A 24,538-nucleotide genomic window follows, 5' to 3' on the forward strand; every position below is an offset into this window, starting at 1 on the left:
CACCTTGCTGGAACGACGAAGGGCACCTTCCATGAGACGCACCCGACTCACGCATGCCGGCGTGGCCGCTCTGCTCATGATCGGCAGCTGGACCGCGGCCGGTACCCTGCCGGCCTCGGCGCAGGACTCCCCCGGCTCCCCCACCGCCCGCGCCGCCGGCTCCGCGCCCGCCTCCGACGGCCTGCTCCAGGCGATGCAGCGGGACTTCGGGCTGACCCGCGCCGAGGCGGAGGACCGGCTGGCCGCCGAACGCGAGGCCACCGAGCTCGCGCCCGAGGCCCGCGAAACCGCCGGAGCGGCGTACGGCGGCGCCTGGTTCGACGCGAAGAGCGAGAAACTGACCGTGGCCGTCACCCCGGACGCCGACGCCTCGACGGTACGGTCCCTGCACGCGTCCGGCGCGACCGTCCGCACCGTCGAGCACAGCGCCCGGCAGCTCGACGCGGCCAAGTCCCGCATCGACCGCCTCGACGCGCCCTCGGGCGTCAGCAGCTGGGCCGTCGACCCGGCCGCCAACACGGTCGTCGTGAACGTCGTCGCCGGCCGGCGCGCTGACAACGATGTCCGCTCCTTCGTGGACCAGGCCCGCGAGGCCGGCCCGGTCACCGTGCGGACCGTGAAGGCCGCGGCGGAGACCTTCGCCGCCGGGACGGTGGGCGGCGACCCGTACTACACCGGCAACGTCCGCTGCTCCATAGGCTTCTCGGTGCACGGCGGCTTCATCACCGCCGGGCACTGCGGCGGGGCCGGGCAGCAGGTCAGGGGCTGGGACGGCTCGTACATCGGCAACTTCCAGGGTTCCTCGTTCCCGGAGAACGACTACGCCTGGGTGAACGTGGGCAGCGGCTGGTGGACGGTGCCGGTGGTGCTCGGCTGGGGCACGGTGTCGGACCAGCTGGTGCGCGGCTCGGCGGAGGCACCGGTCGGCGCCTCGATCTGCCGTTCCGGCTCCACGACCCACTGGCACTGCGGCACCGTGCTGGCCAAGAACGAGACGGTCAACTACAGCCAGGGCGCGGTGCGTCAGATGACGAAGACCAGCGTCTGCGCCGAACCCGGTGACTCGGGCGGCTCGTTCATCAGCGGCGACCAGGCGCAGGGCGTCACCTCCGGCGGCTGGGGCAACTGCTCCGGCGGGGGCGAGACCTGGTTCCAGCCGGTCAACGAGATCCTCAACCGCTACGGACTGACCCTGCACACGGCCTGACCGGCCACGCCCCGGAGCGGGCCCCGCCGGGCGACCGGCGGGGCCCGCTCCCGCGTGCGCCCGGCACCTCGACGAGCGGCGCGCCGGCGGGCTCGGGCCCGCCGGTCCGGTCCGCCCGGTCACCGGCGTCCAGGACGGCATCGTGCCGCACGCGCGGGCCCGCCGGCCGGCCCCGGACCGGTGCCTCGAGGGCGCCGGCGTCACCTGCCGGGCCGTCGTGCCGCCCGGCCTCGGCGACGGGATCCTCACCGGCCGGGGTGACGCGGTGGAATGGCCGGCCGGCTCGGGGCGGGCCGGCGCGCTCCGACCGCTGGACCGTGCCGGTGCGGCCCCGGACCACCGGCAACGCGACGAGCCCCCGTCCCGAAACTTCGGGACGGGGGCTCGGATGGAGCGCCGGGCAGGCCTTGCACCTGCATCTCCCCGCAGGAAGCGGGGCGTCTTTCCTTGGACCACCAACGCACGGGCGGGCTCCGGAGGTTTCCGTCGCCGTGACCTGGTACGACTATAGCGGTGATCGACCCACGCGTCACATCCGCCCCAGGAGCGCCCCGGTGGGGGCTCCTTCGAAGTTCCGCTCGACCTGCGCCTTCTCCGCCGCGCTCGGGTAGGGGTTGATGCACGAGGTTCCGGCGCTGGCGCCCGACATCAGGCTGGAGCAGGGGCCGGGCTTGCGGTCCGGCAGGCCCAGCATGTGGCCGAGTTCGTGGGCCGCGATACGGATCGTGGAGTAGCCCTGGTCCACGGCCTGGCGCCCGATGTAGACGGTGCCGTTGCCCATCGACGTGGGGACGGAGCGGGGCCAGCCGTTGTCCGCCACGATCCGCACGTCGGCGCGCTGCCCGGACGCGGCCTGACGCAGCTCGACGGTCTCGACGCTCTCGTTCCAGATCGCCGCTCCCCTCTCGACCGCGGCCTTGAACTCCGCGGCGCCGCTCGCGTCGTAGGTGACCACGTCGTCGGCCACCTGACGCTGGGCCGTGCCGACGGTCGGGACGGCCGCGGCCGGACCGTTCAGCAGCGGGCCGGACAGCACGAATATCGCGGCCAGGCCGCCGGTCAGCGTACGGACCCTCATGGTCGACCTCCTGGTGGGGGCGGGCGGTCGTGCTCATGCCGCTTCCGCTTCCGCCTTCGTCTGCCCGTCGGCACGGACTCCAATCCGGCGTCACGGCCGGCCGCCGATTCAGAAGCAGCGCTGCTGAATTCCATGGAAGGGACCGGTTGGACTTCCCGGCCGGGCGGGGGGCACTGTGGCAAGGATCAACACCATCCCACGGGACACCCCCGCTCGCATCACCGGAGAACCGCCGATGAACCACATCGCCCGCCCCGAGCGTTACGACGGCACCATGCGCTACCGGCGCACCGGCCGCTCGGGACTCGACCTCCCCCTGCTGTCCCTGGGCTACTGGCACAACTTCGGCGACGACAGGCCGTTCGAGACGCAGCGCGAGATCGCCCTGCGCGCCTTCGACCTGGGCATCACCCACCACGACCTGGCGAACAACTACGGCCCGCCCTACGGCTCCGCCGAGATCAACTTCGGCCGGCTGATGAAGCGGGACCTCGCGCCGTACCGGGACGAGCTGGTGGTCTCCACCAAGGCCGGCTGGGACATGTGGCCCGGTCCGTACGGCCAGGGCGGCGGCTCCCGCAAGTACCTGCTGGCCTCGCTGGACCAGTCGCTGAAGCGCATGGGCCTGGAGTACGTGGACATCTTCTACTCGCACCGGCTGGACGCCACCACTCCGCTCGAGGAGACGATGGGCGCCCTCGACACGGCGGTCCGCCAGGGCAAGGCGCTCTACGTCGGCATCTCCTCGTACGACGCCGAGCGCACCCGTGAGGCCGCGGCGATCCTCCGGGACCTCGGGACCCCGCTGCTGATCCACCAGCCGTCGTACAACATGCTGAACCGCTGGATCGAGACGGACGGCCTGCTGGACGTGGCCCAGGAGGAGGGCTTCGGGGTCATCGGCTTCACCGCGCTCGCGCAGGGGATGCTGACCGGGCGCTATCTGGACGGCGTCCCGCGGGACTCGCGGGCGGCGGCCGGCACGTCGTTCGACGCCGGATGGCTGACCGACGGCATGCGGCACCGGCTGCGCGCCCTGAACGACATCGCGGCCCGGCGCGGGCAGACCCTCGCGCAGATGGCGCTGGCCTGGGCGCTGCGGGACCCGCGGGTCACCTCGCTGGTCATCGGCGCCTCCCGCACCGAGCAGCTGGAGCAGAACGTCGCCGCGCTGGAGAACCTCGGCTTCGACGCCGAGGAGCTGGCCGAGATCGACGAGTACGCCACCGACGGCGGTGTCGACCTGTGGCGCGAGGCCCGGCTGGGCACGCTGGGCTGAGCTTTCGGGAGCGCCGTGAGGTGTGCGCCGCCGCGACGGGGGAACTGCGGTGCGGTGAGCCCTTTGGCCCCCTCACCGTTCGGACGGCCGTATGCAGACCTTTCTGCCGTACCCCGACTTCTGCGCGTCGGCGCTGGTGCTCGACCGGCGCAGGCTCGGCAAACAGCGGGTCGAGGCGCTCCAGGTGCTGCGCGGCCTGACCGTGCCGGGCTACGGGTGGCGCCGCCATCCCGCGGTCCGTATGTGGACCGGCTACGAGGAGGCGCTGGTGCGGTACGGCCTGGAGATCTGCCGGGTCTGGCGCGACCGGGGCCACCAGGACAGCTGCGCCGCCACCCTCGTCGCCGACCTGGCCAAGGTGCGGCCCGGGGCGCCGGTGCGCGGTCAGCGGGAGCTGGCCGGGGCCGGTGAGCTGCCGCCCTGGCTGGGGGACGACGCCGTGCACCGCAGCCACCGCTCGGCGCTGGTCCGCAAGGACCCGGCCGTCTACGCGGAGCTCTTCCCCGGGGAGCCGGACGACCTGCCGTACGTCTGGCCGTCGTCCGACCGTGATCCGGAGGCGGCCACCGGCTGATCCGCCCGCGTCGGGCGGGGGTCCTCGCTTTCCCGTGGCCTTGCGGACGGGCCGCGACCGCACCGCGTACGCGGAGGGTCCGAGCGGCGCACGGACCGCCCGTACGGACCGCGGGTCCGCATCGCCCGGATGCCCCGGCGCCCCCTTCCGGGGTCCGCCGGGGCACCGTGCGGTGCGGGCCGTCAGTGCGCAGACAGGTACTCCTCGACTCCCGGTGCCGCGTGCGCGTCCTCCGCGTTCACCACGCCGCCGACCGCCTCGGCATCGGGCTTGAGCACATATGTCTCAACGCTCGCGGGGCGGTCGACGTCGGAGAAGTCCTGCGGGGTGCCGAGGCCGGTGTCGGCGTTCGTCTGCGCGCGGTGCGCCTTGACGACGTCCTCACGGGTGAGGCCGCCCGCCTCGCAGGCCTTCTTCAGGTCGGCGCCCATGAGCTGGGCGGCGTTGTACCCGGACAGCACGCCGGAGTCGACCGGCGAGTCCGGGTACTTCTTCCGGTACGACGCCACCATGTTCTTCACGCCGGGCAGGTCGGAGCTGACCGCGGGCGCGGCGCTCACGATGCTGAGCATGGCCGCCAGGGCGGGTGCGGCGGGGGTCTTCATCAGCTGGGGCGCGAAGCCGGGGGCGCTGCTGACGACGGGGACCTTCAGACCGCGGGAGGCGGCGACGCCGACGAGGGAGGCCGTCTGCGCGGGTCCGGCGCTGATCAGGACGGCCTTCACGCCCTCCTCGCGCAGGGCCGAGACCTGGGCGGACAGGTCGGTGTCCGTGGCCTTGATCTTCTGCCCGGCCACCTTCAGTCCGGCCTTCTCCGCTGCCCAGGTGGACCCTTCCAGCGCGTTGGCGCCGTAGTCGCCCTCGAAGTAGACGTGGCCGATGGTGTCGCCCTTCTTCAGGCCCTTGGCGCGGGTGAGGAACTCGACGGCGGCGATCATGTCGACGTCATAGGTGGTGCCGAGGACCTGGACGGCGTCCTTGCCGAGCAGGGAGGCCGCCCAGGCCTGCGGGAAGGTGAGCATCTTGTCCCGCTCGATGTCGTCGAGCAGCGCGGCGACCACCGGGGAGCCGATGACCTGGGGCAGCGCCACGACGTCCGGGGCGATGTCGGCGTAGGCGGTGACCGCCTTCTGCACGTCGTAGCCGTGGTCCTTGACGACGATCTCCACCTTGCGGTCGCAGATGCCGCCCTTGGCGTTGGTCTCGTCGGCCCACATCTGCTGGGCCTGCACGATGCTCTTGCCGAGGGTGGCGTAGGGGCCGGTCAGGTCGGTGAGGGCGCCCAGTCTGATGGTGTCGGCGCCGACGCCGGGTCCGGTGCGGACGCCGTCGGCGGCCTCGCCGCCCTTGTCGCCGTCGTCCGCCTTGGAGCTGCATCCGGTGGCCGCGAGCAGCAGGGCGAGGGCGCCGGCGAGGACGGTCCCGGCGGTGCGGTGCCGGTCGCGGCGGGTGCGGTGCGTGGTGTTCACGGAGTGTGCTCCTTGGGTCGTGCGGCCGGTTGCGGAGGCGAGGGGACGACGGTTTCCGGGGCGGGGGTACGGGACCGGCGGCGTCGTACCCGGTCCCGGACCCGGCGTGCCAGGCCGTGCAGGCCGTCGGGGGCGTACAGCAGGACCAGGACGATCGCCGCGCCGTAGAGGTAGCGGGCCGCCTCGGTGGGACCCACGGCGCCCTCGGTGGTGCCCGGGGCGGTCACCAGCGGGAGCTGGTCGGCGTACCGGGTCATCAGCAGCGGCAGGGCGGTGACGAAGACGGCGCCGGCGGTGGCTCCGGCCACGGACCCGAGGCCGCCGATGACGATCATGGCGAGGTAGTCGACGGAGAGCGCGAGGGAGAAGTAGTCCGGGACGACGCGGCGGAAGGCGAGCGCCAGGAGCACTCCCGCGAGGCCCGCGTACATCGACGACACCACGAAGGCCGCCGAGCGGTGCCGGGCGACGTCGACGCCCATCACGGCGGCCGCGGTCTCGCTGTCGCGCAGGGCGGCCAGCGCCCGGCCGGGGCGTGAGCGCAGCAGGCCGCGGGCGGTGAACCAGGTGAACGCGAACAAGGCCAGGCCCAGGAACCACAGCCGTTCCTCCGCGCCGAACGGCACACCGAGGACGGTCAGTTCGGGGTCGCTCTCCGCGAAGGTGAACCCGCCGAGGGTCAGCGGGGGCACGGAGCGGCCGTTGAAGCCGCCGGTGACGGAGTCGGCGGTCAGCAGGACGTGGTGACCGAGGAAGACCAGCGCGAGGGTGGCGATGCCCAGATAGATGCCCTTGACCCGGGCGGCCACGGGGCTGAACAGCCCGCCGGCCGCTCCCGCGAGCAGGACCGCGAGGAGCGCGGCGAGGACCGGGGGCAGTCCGGGGCCGGGTTCACCGGCCAGCCAGGTGTAGCCGTAGGCGCCGACGGCGAGGAAGAAGGCGTGGCCGAGGGAGAGCTGCCCGGCGGTGCCGCTGAGCAGGGCGAGGCCGGTGGCGCCGATGGCCGCGGCCATGGAGAACAGGCCGATGCGCAGCCAGAAGGCGTCCAGGTAGAACGGCGGCAGGCACAGGAGGACGGCGAGCAGCAGGAGCGCGGCCCGGCGGCGGGTGAGGGCGGCGAGGAGTCGGTCAGACACGGGCCGTTCCCTTCGCGCCGAACAGTCCGGTGGGCCGTACGAGAAGGACGAGCAGCATCACCGCGTACGGGGCGACGTCGCCGAACCCCTCGCCGAGGACGTGCAGATCGGACTGGTAGCCGACGACGAGCGCCTCGGTCAGGCCGATGATCAGGCTGCCCGCGAGGGCGCCGGCCGGGGAGGCGAGGCCGCCGAGGATCGCGGCCGGGAAGGCGTTGAGGGCGATCTGGCCGGTGGTGCGCTCCAGTCCGGGCGCGGGGAACGCGGCGAGGAACACGGCGGCCAGCGCGGCGAGCGCGCCCGCCAGGCACCAGGCGCCCGCGCGGACCCGGCCGAGCCGTACGCCCATGAGCGCGGCGGCCTCCAGGTCCTCGGCCGCCGCCCGCAGGGACAGTCCCCAGGAGGTGAACCGGAAGAGCGCGAACACCCCGCCGATGACCACGGCCGACACCACGATCGCGGCGAGCCGGCTGTCGGCGACGGTCACCGGGCCCAGTTCGGTCACCGCGTCACCCCACGGGTCGCCCAGGGACAGCAGGTCGCCGCCGATGCGCCGGGAGAGGTCGGTGAGCAGGACGATGTCGATGCCGATGGTGACGATGGTCTGGACGTGGGCGGAGTGGGCGTCCTGGCCGCCGCGTTGCAGCAGGAACCGGTCGAGCGCGCCGGCGAGGGCGGCCGTGGTGAGGACCGCCAGGGCGAGCGCTCCGGCGAAGCCCAGGTCGTCGTGGAGGACGGCGGTGAGGTAGCCGCCGAGCAGGAGCAGGGAGCCATGGGCGAAGTTGAGGACGCCGGAGGCCTTGAAGATGACGACGAAGCCGAGGGCGACCAGCGCGTAGACCGCGCCGAGCGCCAGTCCGCCGAGGATGTTGTCGAGGAATGCCGTCATGCCGCGTCCTCCCCGGTCGCGTCGGTGCCGAGGTAGGCGCGCAGCACCTCGGGGTCCCGGCGGACCTCGTCGGGGGTGCCGTGGGCGATGGGCCGGCCGAAGTCGAGCACCGTGACGTCGTCGGCGAGGCGCATGACGAGGCCCATGTCGTGCTCGACGAGGACGACGGACAGGCCGAGTTCGGCGCGGAGTTCGCCCACCACCTCGGCGGTGCGGGCGCGTTCGGCGGCGTTCATGCCGGCCACGGGTTCGTCGAGGAGCAGCACACGGGGCTCCAGGCAGAGGGCGCGGGCGAGTTCGACGCGCTTGCGGTCGCCGTACGGCAGCAGGGCGACGGGGCTGTCGAAGTGGCCGCCGAGGCCGGTGAGTTCGGCGATCTCGCGTGCTCTGGCGAGGTGTTCGCGCTGTTCCCGCACGGCGCCCGGCAGGCGCAGCGCGCTCGCGGCGAACCCGGCGCGGGACAGGGCGTGGCGGCCGAGCATCAGGTTGTCGGCGACGGTGCCGTGGGTGGTGACGATGTTCTGGAAGGTGCGGGCCACGCCGAGCGCGGCGATGCGGTGCGGGGCGAGGCGGGTCAGCTCGGTGCCGCCGAGGGTCACCGTGCCGGCGGCCGGGCGGCACAGGCCGGACAGCACGTTGAAGCAGGTCGACTTGCCGGCGCCGTTGGGTCCGATGAGCGCGTGCACCGAGCCCGGGGTGACGGTGAAGGAGACGCCGTCGAGGGCGGTGAGTCCGGCGAAGCGCACGGTGACGTCCCGTACGTCGAGCACGGGCGGCGGCGCGGTGGTGGTGCGGCCGGTCACGCCGCCCCCTGGTCCTCGGCCGGCTCGCCCAGGTAGAGGCGGCGTACGGCGTCGGTGCGGGCGAGTTCGTCGGCGGGTCCTGACAGGCGGGTCTCGCCGACCTCCAGGACGTGTGCGTGGTCGGCGAGGGAGAGCGCCATGCCGGCGTTCTGCTCGACGAGGAGGACGGCGGTGCCCTGGGTGTTGATCTCGCGGATCACCTCGGCGATGCGGTACACCATCCGCGGGGCGAGGCCGAGGGAGGGTTCGTCGAGGAGCAGCAGGCGCGGGGCGGCCATCAGGGCGCGGCCGATGGCGAGCATCTGCTGTTCGCCGCCGGAGAGCAGGCCGGCGGCCTGGTGGGTGCGTTCGGCGAGGCGGGGGAAGAGGGTGAGGACCCGGTCGCGGGCCTCCTGGACCTGGGCGCGGCCGCGCCGGCCGAGACCGAGGCCGCCGGAGCGCAGGTTCTCGTCGACGGAGAGTCCGGCGAAGACCCGTCGCCCCTCGGGGACCTGGACGACTCCGGCGCGTACCGCCGCGACGGGGTCCTTGCCGTCGAGCACCGTGTCGCCGTAGCGGATGCGGCCGGCCGTGATCGCGCCGCGGTGCAGGCGCAGCGTGCCGGAGACGGCGCGCAGCAGGGTCGTCTTGCCGGCGCCGTTGGCGCCGAGCAGGGCGACGACGGCGCCGGGCGGCACGGTCAGGGACACGGAGCGGAGGGCGGACAGGGCGCGGCCGTAGGTCACGTCGACGTTCTCGACGTGGAGGGCGGGTGGGCTGTCCGGTGGTGCTTCGGGCATCACGGCTCCTCGGGGCCGGGCCGCGGGGCGCGGCGGCGGCTTCGGGGGAAGGGGTGCTCACGACAGCACGGGGGCGGGCGGGTGGTACAGGTTCCGGCGCCCGTACGCTGCGGCGTACCAATGGGGGCGGGTGGGGGTTGTGCGGGTGCCCAGGCCGGGGCCGGGCCCCGTGGCACCGGAGCCGTGGCGCACGGGCCGGGGTGTCGCTCGCCGCCTCCGGCATGGTGCCGCCGCGCCCACCCTCCCCACTCTCGGCTGCGCTCGAGCGGGGGGACCCCCATCGCCCTGGGGGTACCTCCCAGGCCCTTGAGGCACTGGGGGAGGCACGGCTGCCCGCAGCTGGGTGGGTGGGGTGCGGCGCGGTTGCCCGCAGCTGGGTGGGCGGCGCGGTTACCTGTGGGTGGGTGGCGTGGTTGGGCGTCGGCAGGGGGGTGGTGTGGCCGGTTGTTGTCAGGTGAGGAGGGTGCGGGCCGTCAGGGCCAGGCTGACCTCGATCAGGTCGGTGGGGCGGGAGAGGGAGCGGCCGGTGAGCTGTTCGTAGCGGCGGAGGCGGTTGAGGACCGTGTTGCGGTGGCAGTAGAGGCGGCGGCTCGCCCGCTGGGCCGAACCGTCGCAGGCCAGCCAGGTGGCCAGGGTGTCCAGCAGGACCTCCGCGTCGGCGGGTTCGAGGTGGGCCAGCGGGCCGAGCAGCCGTTCGGCCAGCGCGGCGCCGAGTTCGGGAGCCGACACCACCAGCGCCGCCGGCAGGTGCTCGGTGAGATGGACCGTGCCGCCCTGTCCGGGGCACAGGCTCAGCGCGGTGTCCGCCAGCCGCCGCGCCTCCCCCACCGCGGCCAGCCCCTCGACCACGCTGCTGACGCCGACCCGCGCACCGGCCGCCTGTTCCTCCGTCACGACGGGCTCCGCGCCGTCCTCGACCAGGACGATGCCGTAGTCGGCGTCCACGCCCGTGTGCCAGTGCGCGCGCACACCCGGAGCGAGGGCCGCTTGGGCACCGGGACAACCGGAGGACCGGTCGCCGGCGACCGCGACGACCATGTACCGCCCGTGCTCGGGCAGCTCCAGCGCCCGCGCGGCCTCGGGCAGGTCGGCGATCCTGCTCGTGCCGTCCAGCAGGGCCGCGGCCAGCAGACGCACCCTGTTCTCCCTCCGCCACGCGAGCTGTCGCTCGGTCTGCCGGTAGGCGTCCGCGACGAGGGTGCAGTGCTCGTCGACGAAGTTCCACACGTCGGACGCCACGTGCACCAGCAGCCGTACGTCCTCGGGCGCCGTCCGGGAGGTCTCGTCGACCAGGCCCTGCCACACCAGCGAGCCGCCCAGCCGGAAGGCGTGCAGCAGGGCGTCCAGCGGCAGCCCCTGTTCGGCGCGCGCGGCGCCGATCTTCCAGGTGCAGCGCCGCGCCGCGTCACGGGCGCCCCGCGGATCGAGCAGGGAGGAGATGCTGTGCCGCAGCGAGCGGTGCACCTCCTGCCAGGTCGTGGCGGCGTCGCCCTCCACGGCGGCCCGGTAGGCGGGTTCCTGCTCCTGCAGGACGGCGACCAGCCCGTCGGTGAGCTGGGGCAGGTCGTCCAGCAGGACACGGGCGGCCCGGTGCAGCACGCGCAGCGCGTCGGCGTCGATCAGCGACCGTACGCGCGGTGTCCGGGGCCGCGCGGCGGGCGCGGGTCCGGAACGCGGCAGGGTACGTGGCCGTACGGCGTGTTGCATCGCGCATCTCCCCCAGGGTCGGCTTCCCGGCGGCGTCCGTGCGGCGGCGGTCCCCGTACCGGCGCCCGGCCGGTACGGGGGAGCCCGTGGGCCGGCCGCCGTCGGACTCGTCCTGCCCGAAGGATGACATACCGTCCGGTCGGTCCCTAGGGTTGTGCACCGGTCTTTTCCGCCTGGCCGACGAGGCGGACCAGCTCGACGCGGGAACGGACCCCCAGGGTGGCGAAGATGTTCCGCAGGTGGTAGTCGACGGTGCGGGTGCTGACGGACAGGCTCAGGGCCACCTCCCGGTTGGTGGCGCCCTCGGCGACGCGCCGCGCGATACGCAGTTGCTGCGGGGTCAGCCGGGGCAGTTCCCCGGTCCCCGGCCGGCCGGGGGCCGCGCCGCCCGCCCGCGACTCGGCGGCGGCCTGCTGCGCCCACAGGTGCGCACCGCAGCGCTCGAAGCCCATCAGGGCCTCCCCGAGGCGGCTGCGCGCCTCGCGCAGCCGGCGTCTGCGCCGCAGCCATTTGCCGTAGAGCAGTTCCGTGCGGGCCCGCTCGAAGTCCCCGGCCGTCTCCTCGTGGCGGTCCAAGGCGCGCAGGTACAGGGTGTCGGCCGCGTCCGGGGTGGCCAGGAGGGCGCGGCAGCGCAGGAGTTGGGCGGGGGCCTGCGGGTCGGCTCCGCAGGCGGCCCACAGGGCGAAGTCCTCGACGGCCGCGGCCGCGTGCTCGGGACGTCCGGCGAGTGCGGTGGCCTCCACGAAGCAGGGGACGGCGAGCATCCACACCGCGAAGTGGCCGCGGCGGGCACCGGGGCGGACCAGGGGGCCCAGCCGGTCCGCGGCCTCGCGGGGGCGTCCGGCTCCGAGGTCGGCGCGGGCCACGGCCCACTGGGCGAGCGTCGCGGCCTGCGCGAGTCCGTGCCGGCGGGCGGTGCGCAGGGCCTCCGCGACGTGCTCGGCGACGATCTCCCGCTCTCCCTCGATGGACGCGGCGAGCGCCAGGACCGCGTGGTGGTGGGCGGCCGTGTTGCGCTGTCCGGTCCGTGACGCGGTGCGCAGCCCCTCCTCGGCGTGGGTCCGGGCGAGCTGGTGGCGTCCGGCCCGCAGTTCGGCGTAGGCCAGGTACTCCAGCGCCCTCGGTTCGAGGGCGGCACTGCCGAGGGTGCGAGCCGCGGCGAGTGCCCGTGCGCCGGCGCGGCGGGCGGCGGTCACGTCACCGAGCATGAGCGCGGCGGAGGCGGACCGCAGGAGCGGCTCGGGGTCGTCGCCGGACAGCCCGTGCTCGACCACCCGCCGCAGCGGGCCGGCGGCACGGTCGAACCGTCCCAGCAGCACGGCCCGCATCCCGTCCCGGTGGTCCCGGAGCGGCCCGGAACCCGCGGGGACGGCACCGGGCGTGTCACCACCGACAGCCCATCCGTCACCCGGCACTCCCGCCCCGGAGCCGCCCCGGCCGCCACCTGGCCCGGACACCTCCGTCCCACCGACGGCCCGCCCCGGCGGTACGCCACCCGGTGAGCCACTTCCCGTCCCGGAACCACCCGAACCCGACACCGCCACCCCATCGACGACCTGCCCCGGCCTCCCGCCACCCGGTGAGCCGCCATCCGGCACCCCCACCACGGAACCACCCGAACCGGACACCGCCACCCCGCCGAGGGCGTCCCCGGCGCCCGCCCGGCCCCCGGTCCCGGGGCCGGTACAAGCGGAGGGCCCGGTCGCGGGTGCGGCGTCGACGGCGACGGCGTGGACCGGGGGCCCGGCGGACGGTGTCTCCGCGGGGGCGGCGGCCAGGGACTTCGAGGCCGGCAGGGGGGCGGTGAGGGCGTGGAGGCAGGAGACGGGGTCGCCGGCGGCCCAGGCCGCGTCCGCCGCCGCCAGGGCCGCCGCACCGGCGGCCTCGTGGCCGGCCCCGGCGAGCAGGCCCGCGGCCAGCAGGAAGGACTCGCGGGCGTCGTCCACCGGCCCGTCGGCGAGGAGCACCGTGCCCCGCAGGAATTCGGCGCCGCCGCGTGCGGAGGCGGGGGCCGGGTGGCTCCGGGCGGCGTCGAGCAGGCGCAGCGCCTCGGACGAGTGCCCGGCGAGCAGGGCCTGTGCCGCGGCGGCGGTGTAACGGTGAGCCCGCTCCGCCCCGTCCGCCGTCAGTTCGGCGGCCCGGGTGAGCGCCCTGCGGCGCAGGTCCGGCAGCGGCGCGGAGGCCGCCGCCGCCGCGAGTCCGGCCGCGAGGCCGGGGGCGGGGCCCATGACGCTCCAGGAGCGGTGCAGCAGCGCGAGGACACCGTCCGCACCGGTGCCCGCCAGGCACGCGGCCAGCGCGCGGTGCGCGGCACGGCGTCGTTCGGGCGGCGCACCGGCGTACACCGCCCTCCCCAGCAGCGCGCTGCGGAACCGCAGGCGGCCCTCGGCCAGGACCAGCACCTCGGGCAGCGGCCCCGCCGCGCCGGCCCCGGCCGCTCGCCGTACGAGGCCGGCGTCGGCGTCCGGTTCCCCCGTCCCGCGTACGGCGGCCGCCGTCGTCAGCAGCAGGCCGACCCGGTCCGGCGGTACGCCGGTCAGACAGCCGTCGGTCACCCCGCCGAGCGTCTCCCCGTCGGCCAGCGGCCGGGGCAGCGCCCGGTGCCCGCCGAGCTGGGCGGGCGACAGCCGGCGGATCAGCGCCAGCAGCAGTGCGGGGTTGCCCTCCGCCGCCGTCACCAGTTCCTCGCGCACGCCGGGGTCGACGGCGCCGCCGGTCATGTCGTCGACCACGCGGGCCGCGTCCCCGGGTGCCAGCGGGTCCAGCCGCAGCACGGGCAGTGCCGCCAGCTCCCGATCCACGGGCCGGTGCCCGGGAACCGTGAGGAGCAGCCCCGCCCGGACCCCCGCCGCCCGCACCCGTGCGGCGGCGTGCCCCAGCGCGGCACGCGACGCGGCGTCCCACAGGTGGGCGTCGTCCACGCACACCAGGAGCGGCGACGCGCCGGACGCCGCGCGCAGGACGTCGAACAGCGCCTCCCCCGCCGTACCGTCCCCCGCGGCCCGCGCGGTGCGGCCGGCGGCACGCAGCAGGGTGCGCAGGCCGCCGAGCGGCGGTGCGCCGCGGCCGGGGTCGGGGTCGGCGCGTACGTGCCACACCGGTCCGGCGTGGAAGGAACGGGCGGCGTACTCCAGGAACGCCGTACGGCCGCAACCGGGTTCACCGGTCACGACGTGGACGCCGCCGTCGGTGCGCAGCCCGTCCAGCAGCCGGTCCGCCGCCTGCCGTCGCGGGGTCGTCTGTACGGTCATGCACTCGACGTTACTCGCGCGTAAGGTCGGGCGGAGGGGGTGCGTCCACGAGTGTGCGGGGGCCCAGAGAGGCCGGCGCCCGGTGGTGCGCGCGCACAACGCCGGTGGCGGCCCGCGTCGTACGCGGACCGCCACCGGCTCGGAACGTCAGGAGGTGTGCGGGCAGTTGCCCCGGGACTCCTCGACGGTCAGGCTCGGCCGGGGCAGCGGGCACAGGAACTGCTCGTAGCGGGTGTCGTTGTCGATGAACCGCTTCAGCCAGGAGACGCTGTACTTGGCGATCGTCGTGTTCGACGAGTTGGGCGTGAAGTGGGTGGCACCGTTCAGCTCGATGTAGGCCCGGTCCAGGGAGGACGGCAGGCCGCTGTAGAAGGGCTCGGCGTGGCTGGAGACGGGGGCGATGGTGTCGCCGTCGGCGCCGAAGAGGAGGGTGGGGGTCCTGACCTCGGACCAGGTCTTGTCGAGGTTCCAGGGCGTCAGCGGGATCGCCGCCTGGAGCGAGGGCCGGTCCTTGGCGGCTTCGAGGCTTCCGCCGCCGCCCATCGAGTGGCCCATGACGCCGAGCCGGCTGCTGTCGACGCGGCCGCGGACCGCGCTGCGCTGGGTGAGGTAGTCCAGTGCGGCGAGCAACTGGTCGCCGCGGGAGGCGGGCTGGTCCAGGGTGGTGTTGGTGTCGATGGTGAAGACCACGAAGCCCTGGGAGGCCAGGCGCGGGCCCAGCCAGGCGATGGAGGACTGGTAGGCGGTGAAGCCGGGCGAGATCGCGATCGCCCCGAAGGTGCCGTCGGCGGTGCTGGTCGGGTAGTAGATGGTGCCTCCGCCGAAGCCGGTGACGGACAGCGAGGAGACGGAGATGTCCGACACGGCGTAGGGGCCGCGCAGCGCCTCGATGCTCGATTCGGTCGGTGCCGGGCCGCGCTCGTAGGGGTTGTCGGCCGCCTGGGCGCCGGGGCCGTTGAGGGTGGTGAGGCCGACGACGGCGGCGACCGCCGCGGTCAGTGCGGCGAATCTGCCGGTTTTGCGCCTGCTGGTGTGGGGGTGCTGCTGCACGGCGAGTGGTCCTCTCTGCCGCGGCGGGCCGCCCGTCCGTCCGGTGCACGGGGATCACGGCGTGGTGGGGGCCGTGCACCGGCCGGGAGCGCCGCCGATTGACTGGGGGTGCCACTGTCGGAGAGGAGGGGGCCGGCGCGGACCGGCAATCTCACCGGTCTCGTGCGCCGCGCCGGGCGTCCCGGGTGCCGGGTCGCGGGCTCCGCGACGGGCCCGGGCGCCCGCAGGCAGCCGTGTCCGCGCGCACGGCATGACGGTGTGACGTGGGGGTACACGGGCAGGCGCGGTCACCGTCGGAGTCGGTGCCGACGGTGACCGCGGTGCGTGGGGAGCGCCCCGCGGCGGTCGTGCGGAATCCCTCGCGCCGCGTCGTGGACGTGGACCCGGCCGGCACCGCCGGTATGCGTTCCGGCCCCGCACATCACCCGACTGCCCCGCCGGACGAGCCGTCCGGGCCCGGGCCGTGCTCGTATGGAAGCGGCCTCCATGCCTACCCGGAGGGAGCTGGGAATGCACGAGATGTGGTGCGGTGCAGACACTTCGGGGGAGCTGGTGTGGCATGTCCTCACGTCGGACAAGTCATCCACGCTCTGCGGAGTGGAGAAGCAGGACGAGTCGACTCGTCGGCACATGACGGACCGGCACTGCTTCTCCTGCATGAAGACGTTCCAGGACGTCGTCGAGGCGAGCTGAGACCGGACGGCGTCCGGCTCACCGAACCGGCCCGGGCACCCGCCCGGGCCGGTTCAGTGGCAGGGGTGGTGGGTCTCCAGCCGGCAGAAGCAGGACGACTCGACGGGTACGTCCGCCAGCGCGGCCGCCCGCTTGAGCTGCTGGGCGACGATCGCCGCCTCCCCGGTCCTGCCGGTGCGCAGCAGGCACTCGTGGAACCCGTGCAGCGCCCAGACGTTGCCCGGGTGCTGCAGGGGCCGGGGCAGGGTGGCGTCGAGGCCGAGGTCGGCCCGGTACACGGCTTCGGCCTCCTCGATGCGGCCCCGCTCCAGCAGCAGCGCCCCGTAGGCGTGCCGAGTGGGCTGCATCCAGCCCCAGGGCTCGTCGTAGGGCAGGGTGTCGTCCAGCTCGACCGAGCGTTCCAGCGCGGCAAAGGCGGTGTCGTACTCGCCCTTGCGGTAGGCGAGTTCGCCGTCCAGCATCGCCGACGCGATGGCGAGGACGTCGTGGCAGGTGTTGTTGAACAGCATCCGGGTCCCGGGGACGCGGCGCACGGCCGCCCGGAAGGCGGCCCGCTCCGCCTCGGCCCCGTCGGTGGCGCCGGTCGCGGAGAGGGCGACGCCCCGTGCGTAGTGGAGCATGGCGGTGGTCACGCAGTACAGCTCCGGGTCGGCGGGGAACGGCAGCGCCAGGATGTCGTCCCAGCGCCCGAAGCGGATCAGGACGTGGACGCGCATCGCCAGGAACCCCTCCAGCCAGTCGGCCATGGGCGGGCTCTGCACCCGGAGGAGTTCCTCGGGGACGGCGGCCTCGAGCCGCGCGGCGGCGTCCAGGGCCACCTCCGACTGACCGGCGAACATGGCGCCGTAGATCCGGAAGTGGTGGTTGTGGGCGCGGTAGAGCGTGTAGAAGTTCATGGCGCCGGCCCGCTCGAGGTACTTCTCGTCGGCGGCGACGGCGGCGGTGTTGTCCGAGACGACCCGGCGGTAGTCACCGCACAGCACTTCCAGGTGCGAGGGCATGTGGAGCAGGTGCCCGGCGTCGGGCACGGCGCCGCGCAGCCGGTCGGCGACGGTGAGGGCCGCTTCCGGCGTGGGGGACATCTCCATCAGGTGGACGTACAGGTGGAGGACGCCGGGGTGCCGGGCGCCCGCGGCGGTGGTGAGGGCGCCGTCGAGGACGGCCTTGGCCTCCAGGGTGCGGGCGCCCTCGGCCGGGCGGCCGGTCCTGAGGTCCCACAGCTGCCAGGGGGTGAGGTTCATCAGGGCGTCGGCGCAGAGCGCGGCCACGTCCGGGTCGCCGGGGGCGTTCTCGTACACGGCGAGCATCCGGTCCGCGTAGGGCTCGTTCCACACCGAGCAGTCCTCGACGGCCTCCGCCTGCGGGTAGCGGGCGCGCAGGGCCTCGACGAGGGCCCGCTCGACGGGGGTGGCGTGGACGGCCCTCTCGTGCGCCCGCTCCACCGCCCGGTGGGTGCGCGCGACGGTGCCGGCGAGTTCGTCGCCGTCGAAGGCCTCCCAGGGTTTGTTGTAGTTGGGGCCGAGGGCGTAGGCGATGCCCCAATGGGCCATGGCGCAGTCCGGGTCGGCCTCGGCCGCCTTCTCGAAACAGGCGACCGCCTCCTCGTGGTGGAACGCGTACGTCCACGCCAGCCCGCGGTCGAACCAGAGTTGGGCGTCGGCGGAGGAGGTCGTCACGGGCCGGTGGTGGTCGCCGAGGTCGTAGTAGTCGTCCATGCGTGCCTCCCGGGGCAGCGGGCGTCCGGTAGGGACGAAACCGACGATAGCGGGGCACACACGCCGGCGCAGGCCTCTCCGGGCCGCCCACCCGTGCCGGTCACACGCTGACGAGGAGCTGCGGCGACAGCACCTTGATCATCGTGTTGGTCCAGCGCATCTGGCGGAGGGTCTGCGGATGGCAGGAGGAGACCAGCTCCAGCAGTTCCTGGTCCCGGGTGGCCTGTGCCGCCTGGGCGAGCATCTCCCAGTGGAGCGAGTTCCGCGAGGCCGCCAGATGCAGGTCGCACAGGTCGTGCAGGAGCAGCAGCCCCGTCTCCGGGCGGCGCCCGAGGGCCTCCGAGGCCTTCTCCCGCAAGGTGGCGAGCGGCCCGGGTGAGGGATGGGCGCGGGGGCCGGAGAGACGGACGCCGCGGCCGGGGCCGAGGGCGGCGAGCCGCGTGGCGTGTTCCCGGGACCAGCGGGCGACGTCGGTGGCGACGTGGTGGAACTCGTGCTCGGTGCGATGACGTTCGGCGGCGGCCAGCAGGTCCTGTTCCAGGTCCCGTTCGTCGTCGTGCAGGAGGCGGAGTGTGATGCCGATGCCGTTCATGATCCGCTCCCCGCCGTCCCGGTGTCCGTGCCCCGCCGGGCGACCAGCGTGACGCGGGCCGCGGCCGTCTTGAACAGGGGCTGTTTGGAGAGCGGGTCCCAGTCGGTGATGGTGGTCTCGTTGGCGGCCCGGCCGGGGGTGTCGTCGGGCGGCCGGTGGCCCTGTGGGGTGTCCCAGTAGCCGTAGTGGAAGGGCACGAACACCACGCCGTCGCGGATCGCGGTGGTCCGCAGCCGGGCCCGGATCGCCCCGCGCGGAGTGGTGACCTGGACCAGGTCGCCGTCGCACAGGCCCTGTGCTGCGGCCTCCGCGGGGGAGATCTCCGCCCACACGTCCGGCGCGGCGGCGTTCAGCTCGGGCGCGCGGCCGGTCTTGGTGCGGGTGTGGAAGTGGTACACGGTGCGGCCGGTGATCAGCCGGAGGGGGTACTCGGGTGAGGCGTCCTCGTGCGGCGGGAGGTACTCGGCGGCCTTGATCACCGCCTTGCCGTCCGGGTTGAGGGAGCGGTACTCGACCGGGGTGACGGGCGCACCGGTGACCATGTCCTTGCCGTAGCTCTCGCACCGGTCGGGGTGGGCGTGGTCGAAGCCGTCGGTGTAGAGGCGGGCGGTGCCGTCGGGGGCGTCCTTTGTGCAGGGCCACTGGATGCCGCTGCCGTGCCGCAGCCTGTCGTAGCCGAGTCCGGTGTAGTCGCAGGGGCGCCCGGCGCTGCACCGCTGCCAGGCGGCGAACGCGCCCTGCGGGTCCCGCCAGCCGATCAGCGGGCCGCCGTCCTTGTCGCGGAAGTCCATGCGGGCGGCGAAGTCGAGGAAGATGTCGAGGTCGGCCCGGGCCTCGCCGGGCGGTTCGACGGCCTTCTCCGACAGGTGCACGGTGCGGTCGGTGTTGGTGAAGGTGCCGGTCTTCTCGCCCCAGGTCGCGGCCGGCAGGACGACGTCGGCGAGCTGGGCGGTCTCGGTGAGGAACAGGTCCTGCACCACCACGAACAGCCGCTCCTGGGCGAGGATCGAGCGGATCCTGGCGAGCTCGGGCAGGGAGACGGCCGGGTTGGTGCCGGTGATCCACAGCATGCCCAGCGAGCCCTGCTCGGCGTAGCGGAAGATCTGCATGGCGTGGGTGGGCGGGCCGTAGTGCGGGATGGCGTCCGGCTCGACGTTCCAGATCTCGGCGAGCTCCGCCACGTGCTGGTCGTTCTGCCAGTTGCGGAAGCCCGGCAGGTCGCCGTCGGCGCCGCATTCGCGGGTGTTCTCGGCGGTGGGCTGGCCGTTCATCTGCAGCAGGCCGCAGCCGGGGCGGCCCAGCATGCCCCGGATCAGGTGCAGGTTGTTGACCTGGACGGCGGCGGCGGAGGCCTGGTGGGACTGGTAGACGCCCTGCAGGACGGTGGACAGCAGCCGCCGCGCGTCGCCGAGGAGCTCCGCCGCCCGTTCGATCTGCGCGGCGGGGACGTCGCAGATGCCCGCCGCCCACTTCGGGGTGCACTCCTCGACGCGGGCGGCGAGCTCGTCGAAGCCGACGGTGTGCGCGTCGATGTAGGCGCGGTCGGTCCGGCCGGTGCGGATGATCTCGTGCAGCAGGGCGTTGAGCAGCGCGACGTTGGTGCCGGGGCGCGGCGCCAGGTGGACGTCGGCGCGGCGGGCGACGGGGGTGTACCGGGGGTCGACGCACAGCAGCCGGGGCGGGTCGGATCCCTCCAGCCGGTCCAGCATCCGCATCCACAGCACGGTCTGGGTCTCCGCCACGTTGTGCCCGAACAGGGCGATGGTGTCGGCGTGGTCGACGTCCTCGTACGAGCCGGGCTGGCCGTCGGAGCCGAAGGTCTCCTTGAGGGCCTCGGCGGCCGTCGCCGTGCACAGGCGGGTGTTGCCGTCGAGGTGGTTGGTGCGGATGCCGGCGTGGGCGATGAGGGCGAGGGTGTAGTACTCCTCCAGGAAGAGCTGTCCGGTGGTGTAGAAGCCGACGGCGCCCGGACCGCGTTCGTCCAGCAGGTGCTTCGTGCGGGCCGTGATCCGGTCCATGGCGGTGTCCCAGTCCGACTCCACCAGCCGTCCGTTCTCCCGCACGAGCGGCCTGGTCAGCCGGTCCGGTGAGTGGTTGGCCTGCCAGCCGTAGAGGTCCTTGGGGCCGACCCGGCCGCGGTTCACCCGGTCGGCCGCGCGGCCCCGCACGCCCACGATGCGCCCCTCGCGCACCGCGATGTCCAGCGCGTCGCCGTTGGAGTGCAGGAGGGAGGCGGAGCGCACCCACCGCTCCACGTCCTCCTCCGTGAGCCCCTCCGCCAGGTGCGTGTCGGTGCGGACCGGCCAGGGGGTGCCGGGCGCGTAAGGGGTGCGCGGACCCCAGGGGTCGGTGATCCGGTCCGTCGAGCTGTCCAAGGTCCGACCTCCACGGGGAAACGGCGACGCTCCGCGAGTACCCCGTCCCCGGAGCTCAAGCCCTCACCCCGGGCACCCAACAGGATACTCAGGGTCATTCCGGGCGGGCGTCGCCTCATTCCCTCCGGTGACGTCCGCCGACGGGCTGGCACCGCCCCTCCGCGGCTCCCTAGGATGTACTCCCTGTCCAGCCAGTCCAGTTGGCACGCCCGCAGGGGGAACGATGCACACCGGTAAGCAGCTGTCCACCGAGATCGACGCGACCGTGCCGACGGCAGCGCGCATGTACGACTACTACCTGGGCGGCAAGGACAACTACGCGGCGGACCGCGCCGCGGTCGAGGAACTCGACAAGGTGGTGCCCAGCACCCGGCGTCTGGCGCTGAACAACCGGCGCTTCCTCCAGCGGGTGGTCCGTACCCTCACCCAGGAGTACGGGATACGGCAGTACATCGACCACGGTTCCGGCCTGCCCACCCAGGAGAACGTCCACCAGGTCGCACAGCGCGTCGACCCGACCACCCACGTGGTGTACACCGACAACGACCCGATGGTCCTGGTGCACGGCCGCGCCCTGCTGGAGCAGGACGAGCGCACCGTGGTCATCCAGGCCGACATGCGCGACACCGACGGGATATTCGGTCACCCGGAGACCCGGCGGCTGATCGACTTCTCGGAGCCGGTGTGCGTGCTGTTCAACTCGGTCTTCCACTGCATCCCGGACAGTGACACCGACGGCCCGCTCGCCCTGGCCCGCCGGGTGCGCGAACGGCTGGCGCCGGGCAGCTTCATGGTGATGTGCCAGCTCGTCAGCGAGGACCCGGAGGTCCGCGCGTCCGTCACCGACTTCATGGACCGGGCGACCCACGGGAACTGGGGCCGGGTGCGCGAGGAGAAGGACGTCGAGTCGTACTTCGAGGGCCTGGAGATCCTGGAGCCGGGCCTGGTGGAGGTGTCCACCTGGCGCCCGGACACCGAGGTGGCGCCCCGCCAGCTCACCCAGGAGTGGGTCGAGTTCGGCGGTGTGGGCCGGATCCCGCGGTAACCCCCCGACGCCGCGACGCCCCCGCCGGACCGCTCGGGTCCCACGGGGGCGTCGGCGTGTCCGGGCCCGCCGCTACACCGCGGCGTAGCGCTCCCCGATCGTCCTGCGGAGCAGTTCCACCGAGTCGCGCGGTTTGAGCGCCTCGTCGGCGAGGCGGTCCAGCGCGATCCGGTACTCCTCCGTCTCGTCGCGGTCCTCCAGGAAGTTGGCGCTCCTGATGTGCTCCAGGTAGACCACGTCAGGCAGGTCGAGCCCGCCGAAGCGCAGATAGGTCACGGGGATGGCGGGCGCCGACGCGTTCGTCACGTCCAGCGGAACGATCTGCACCGTCACGTTGGGCCGCTCGGCCATCGTCACCAGGTGCTCGAGCTGCTCGCGCATCACCGCGGGACTGCCCAGGACACGCAGCAGGACCGACTCGTCGATGACGGCCCAGAGCTGCGGCGCGGCCTCGCGCATCAGCAGTTCGGCGCGGCGCATGCGCAGTTCGACCCGGCGCCCCACCTCGCCGGCCGGGGCGTTCGGCAGCCCGCGCTCGACCACCGCGCGGGTGTAGGCGGCGGTCTGCAGCAGTCCGGGGACGTACTGGATCTCGAAGGTGCGAATGGTGGCGGCGGCCTCCTGGAGCCCGACCAGACGGTCGAACCACTCGGGCATCAGTCGCTTGTCGTACCGCTGCCACCAGCCCGGTTCCCCGGCCCGCCGGAGCAGCTTGAGCAGCACCGAGGCCTCGTACTCGTCGGTGCCGTACAGCGTCAGCAGGGCCCGGACGTCACCCTCGGTCGGCGGGCGGCGGCCCTTGCCGGACTCGATGCGGGACAGCTTCGCCGGGCTGAAGCCGACGGAGCGCGCCGCCTGGTCCTGGGACAGTCCGGCGTCGTCGCGGAAGCCCGCCAGTTGCACGCCGACCAGCATCTTCAGCAGGGTCGGGGCGGGCTCGGGCCTGTCCAGATAGGGTTCCAGACGGGAGATTCGATGCGACGCGGCGGACATCCTGACTCCCAGCAGACCGGCACAAGGGCGCTTTACATTATCGCATCTGACTTCCCCTCACCGCATCCGCGTGCGAAAGCCCCGGGGAAGTGGCGAGTCGGGCTCCGCTTCACCGGCACCGGTCCGGACGGCCGGTGCCGGTGCGTCGCGGGTGTTCAGACCAGGTGGTCGAACTCGCCGTCCTTCGCGCCGGCCAGGAACGCCGCCAGCTCCGCGGCCGTGTAGACGAGGGCGGGGCCGTCGGGGTCACGGGAGTTGCGCATCGCGATCCCCCCGTCGGCCAGCGGGGCCACCTCGACGCAGTTGCCCTCGGCGTTGCTGTGCCGGCTCTTGATCCAGCGGGCGTCCAACTGGCTGGCCCGCACTCCGTTGCGCACTCCTGGCACCGCTGTCTCCTCGCTGTTCCCGTGTCTCCCGGCGCGCGGTTCCGGGGGCCGGACCGCGCGCCGGGAAAAATCTCGCGCAATTTCTCGTGCAATTGCACGCGAGCGCCGTCAGCGTGGATAATAGCTGCGGCGTCAACCCCTGTGCTGGCGCCCCGTCCTGACGTCGCATCGGGGAGATGCCGTGTCATCACCTGCGCATCCGTTACGCCGGCCGCCGGCCGCCACCGTGTTACCGACGAGTGGCCGCGGCACGGTGACGGCAGGTCCGCACCGGCCGCTCCCGGCGGCACCGTACGGACAGCCGCCCCCGGCACCGGAGACGGCCCGCCCCGCGTCCGCCCCGGGCGCGCCGCGCCTCGCGCGCGGCCGGAAGGGGCTCGCGCGGACACGGTCCTCCACCCGGGACTCCCCGCACACCCGGCCGCCCGGCCGCCACCGCCGCGACGCCGTCCTCGTGGACACCGGGCCGGGGAGCGCCGTACGGACCACGCCGCGGACCCGGGACCCGGTACGCACTTCCCCGGCCGCGTCGCCGCCGGCGTCCGCGACCGGCTCGTCTCCGAGGCCGCCGGACGGCCGCACGCACCGGGCCCCGCCCGCCGGCGCCCATGAGGCGCCCCGGATTCCCCACGACCCGGCCCGTGCGACCCACCCGGCCACCACCGCCGTGACGCACGCGGCACCGCGGCGCGCGGATGCGCCGGACGCCCGGCCCGGGTCCCGCCCACCCGCCGCTCACCGTCTCCGGCCCCGGCGCCGCCCCCGCCTCTGCGGCGGGCAGAACGGCACGGGCCCGGCCGCCGGCCCGACCTCCCATCCGACACGACTGCCGCGGAAAGGCACCCACGCCATGCGCAGCGCTTCTACGGAACAGCCGAGCAGCGAGCGCCCTGTGCGCCACACGTCCCCCACCAAAGTGGCACGAACCACGCCCCTCACCGCACTGTCCCGCGTGCCGTGGGCCGACATGCAGGACTCCACCGGCTCGGCGGCGGCCATCCCCCTGCTGCTGAACGGCATCGCCTGGGGGGACGCCGGCACCGCCCGCGCCGCCCTGGAGGATCTGCGGAAACGGATCTGCCAGTACGGCTTCGTCACGGAACAGGCGACCGCCGCCACGGTCCCCTTCCTCTGGGAGCTGGCCCAGCTTCCGCACGTCACCTGCCGGGCCGGGATCATCCAGCTGCTCAAGGCCATCGCCGACGCCCGGCAGTGGGAGAGCACCGCCGCCGCGTACCCCAAGCTGCTCAGCCGCCGGGAGAACCCGGTGGTGTGGGAGCGGGCCGCCCGGCAGGCGGTGCGCGCCCGGCGCGGCGACCTGAACCGGCTGCTGGCCGAGCCGGACACCGAGATCGCCCGTGCCACCACGGAACTGGCCCGCGCCCTGGCCGACTGAGCCGGCGAGGCCGGGCGGCCCCGGGTGGCCCGGCCGAAGAACGCGCGCGACCTTCGGGGGACGAGTCGCGCGCCGGGGGAGGGTCGCGCGCGGTCACCGGGGGACGGCCGCGCGCGACCCG

Annotated in this window: 19 protein-coding genes; 5 read left to right on the forward strand and 14 right to left on the reverse strand. The window is 74.2% G+C overall.

Features of this window, described 5'->3' with window-relative positions; translation table 11 throughout:
• Positions 1-31: 31 nt before the first annotated feature.
• Positions 32-1,207: a S1 family peptidase gene (locus IH50_RS0119535; protein WP_030863554.1), complete on the forward strand. Its 1,176-nt coding sequence runs from the start codon at positions 32-34 to the stop codon at positions 1,205-1,207.
• A gap of 529 nt (positions 1,208-1,736) precedes the next feature.
• Here IH50_RS0119535 and IH50_RS0119545 read toward each other — a convergent pair.
• Positions 1,737-2,285, reverse strand: a complete 549-nt coding sequence (locus tag IH50_RS0119545; RefSeq protein ID WP_030863557.1) for a snapalysin family zinc-dependent metalloprotease — start codon at positions 2,283-2,285, stop codon at positions 1,737-1,739.
• 235 nt (positions 2,286-2,520) lie between these two features.
• Between IH50_RS0119545 and mgrA the strand changes: the two genes are divergently transcribed.
• Positions 2,521-3,564 carry an L-glyceraldehyde 3-phosphate reductase gene (gene mgrA / locus IH50_RS0119550; RefSeq protein WP_030863560.1) on the forward strand — a complete coding sequence of 348 codons (1,044 nt, stop codon included), beginning with the start codon at positions 2,521-2,523 and terminating at the stop codon, positions 3,562-3,564.
• 91 nt (positions 3,565-3,655) lie between these two features.
• On the forward strand, positions 3,656-4,138 hold the full coding sequence (locus IH50_RS0119555) for an MSMEG_6728 family protein (RefSeq protein ID WP_030863563.1): 483 nt from the start codon (positions 3,656-3,658) through the stop codon (positions 4,136-4,138).
• Positions 4,139-4,320: 182 nt separating this feature from the next.
• On the opposite strand, the gene IH50_RS0119560 is transcribed toward IH50_RS0119555, so the two are convergent.
• The 11 genes from IH50_RS0119560 to IH50_RS0119620 form a co-directional block, all read right to left on the reverse strand.
• Positions 4,321-5,607, reverse strand: a complete 1,287-nt coding sequence (locus tag IH50_RS0119560; RefSeq protein WP_030863566.1) for an ABC transporter substrate-binding protein — start codon at positions 5,605-5,607, stop codon at positions 4,321-4,323.
• A complete protein-coding gene (locus IH50_RS0119565; protein ID WP_030863567.1) occupies positions 5,604-6,743 on the reverse strand; it encodes a branched-chain amino acid ABC transporter permease in 1,140 nt (379 codons plus the stop codon). Before IH50_RS0119565 ends, IH50_RS0119560 begins: the two co-directional genes overlap by 4 nt.
• Positions 6,736-7,632 (reverse strand): branched-chain amino acid ABC transporter permease, encoded by an 897-nt coding sequence (locus IH50_RS0119570; protein WP_030863571.1) that lies wholly within the window; start codon positions 7,630-7,632, stop codon positions 6,736-6,738. The genes IH50_RS0119565 and IH50_RS0119570 overlap by 8 nt, the downstream gene beginning before the upstream one ends.
• Positions 7,629-8,435 carry an ABC transporter ATP-binding protein gene (locus IH50_RS0119575; protein ID WP_030863573.1) on the reverse strand — a complete coding sequence of 269 codons (807 nt, stop codon included), beginning with the start codon at positions 8,433-8,435 and terminating at the stop codon, positions 7,629-7,631. Before IH50_RS0119575 ends, IH50_RS0119570 begins: the two co-directional genes overlap by 4 nt.
• Positions 8,432-9,214 (reverse strand): ABC transporter ATP-binding protein, encoded by a 783-nt coding sequence (locus IH50_RS0119580; RefSeq protein WP_030863576.1) that lies wholly within the window; start codon positions 9,212-9,214, stop codon positions 8,432-8,434. The genes IH50_RS0119575 and IH50_RS0119580 overlap by 4 nt, the downstream gene beginning before the upstream one ends.
• 450 nt (positions 9,215-9,664) lie before the next feature.
• Entirely contained in the window at positions 9,665-10,921 is a 1,257-nt protein-coding gene (locus IH50_RS0119585; RefSeq protein WP_030863579.1) for a helix-turn-helix domain-containing protein, read from the reverse strand.
• A 146-nt stretch (positions 10,922-11,067) separates the two neighbouring features.
• On the reverse strand, positions 11,068-14,172 hold the full coding sequence (locus IH50_RS0119590; RefSeq protein WP_030863581.1) for a helix-turn-helix domain-containing protein: 3,105 nt from the start codon (positions 14,170-14,172) through the stop codon (positions 11,068-11,070).
• Between the two features lie 147 nt (positions 14,173-14,319).
• Positions 14,320-15,222: a lipase gene (locus tag IH50_RS0119595; protein WP_030863584.1), complete on the reverse strand. Its 903-nt coding sequence runs from the start codon at positions 15,220-15,222 to the stop codon at positions 14,320-14,322.
• A gap of 746 nt (positions 15,223-15,968) precedes the next feature.
• Positions 15,969-17,630, reverse strand: coding sequence for a tetratricopeptide repeat protein (locus tag IH50_RS0119610; RefSeq protein ID WP_030863589.1), 1,662 nt, complete (start codon positions 17,628-17,630; stop codon positions 15,969-15,971).
• A 100-nt stretch (positions 17,631-17,730) separates the two neighbouring features.
• Positions 17,731-18,222, reverse strand: coding sequence for a hypothetical protein (locus IH50_RS0119615; RefSeq protein ID WP_030863592.1), 492 nt, complete (start codon positions 18,220-18,222; stop codon positions 17,731-17,733).
• Positions 18,219-20,597: a molybdopterin oxidoreductase family protein gene (locus tag IH50_RS0119620; protein WP_030863595.1), complete on the reverse strand. Its 2,379-nt coding sequence runs from the start codon at positions 20,595-20,597 to the stop codon at positions 18,219-18,221. Before IH50_RS0119620 ends, IH50_RS0119615 begins: the two co-directional genes overlap by 4 nt.
• Before the next feature lie 223 nt (positions 20,598-20,820).
• On the opposite strand from IH50_RS0119620, the gene IH50_RS0119625 reads away from it, so the two are divergent.
• On the forward strand, positions 20,821-21,642 hold the full coding sequence (locus tag IH50_RS0119625; RefSeq protein WP_030863598.1) for an SAM-dependent methyltransferase: 822 nt from the start codon (positions 20,821-20,823) through the stop codon (positions 21,640-21,642).
• Between the two features lie 72 nt (positions 21,643-21,714).
• On the opposite strand, the gene IH50_RS0119630 is transcribed toward IH50_RS0119625, so the two are convergent.
• Together IH50_RS0119630 and IH50_RS0119635 are read right to left on the reverse strand one after the other, a co-directional pair.
• A complete protein-coding gene (locus IH50_RS0119630; protein ID WP_030863601.1) occupies positions 21,715-22,635 on the reverse strand; it encodes a helix-turn-helix domain-containing protein in 921 nt (306 codons plus the stop codon).
• Positions 22,636-22,790: 155 nt separating this feature from the next.
• On the reverse strand, positions 22,791-23,021 hold the full coding sequence (locus IH50_RS0119635; protein ID WP_030863603.1) for a DUF397 domain-containing protein: 231 nt from the start codon (positions 23,019-23,021) through the stop codon (positions 22,791-22,793).
• Between the two features lie 850 nt (positions 23,022-23,871).
• Here IH50_RS0119635 and IH50_RS0119640 point away from each other — a divergent pair.
• Positions 23,872-24,417, forward strand: a complete 546-nt coding sequence (locus IH50_RS0119640; protein WP_030863606.1) for a hypothetical protein — start codon at positions 23,872-23,874, stop codon at positions 24,415-24,417.
• Positions 24,418-24,538 lie beyond the last annotated feature (121 nt).

Origin of the sequence: Streptomyces sp. NRRL S-37 (assembly GCF_000721605.1) — a bacterium.
Taxonomy (GTDB): domain Bacteria; phylum Actinomycetota; class Actinomycetes; order Streptomycetales; family Streptomycetaceae; genus Streptomyces.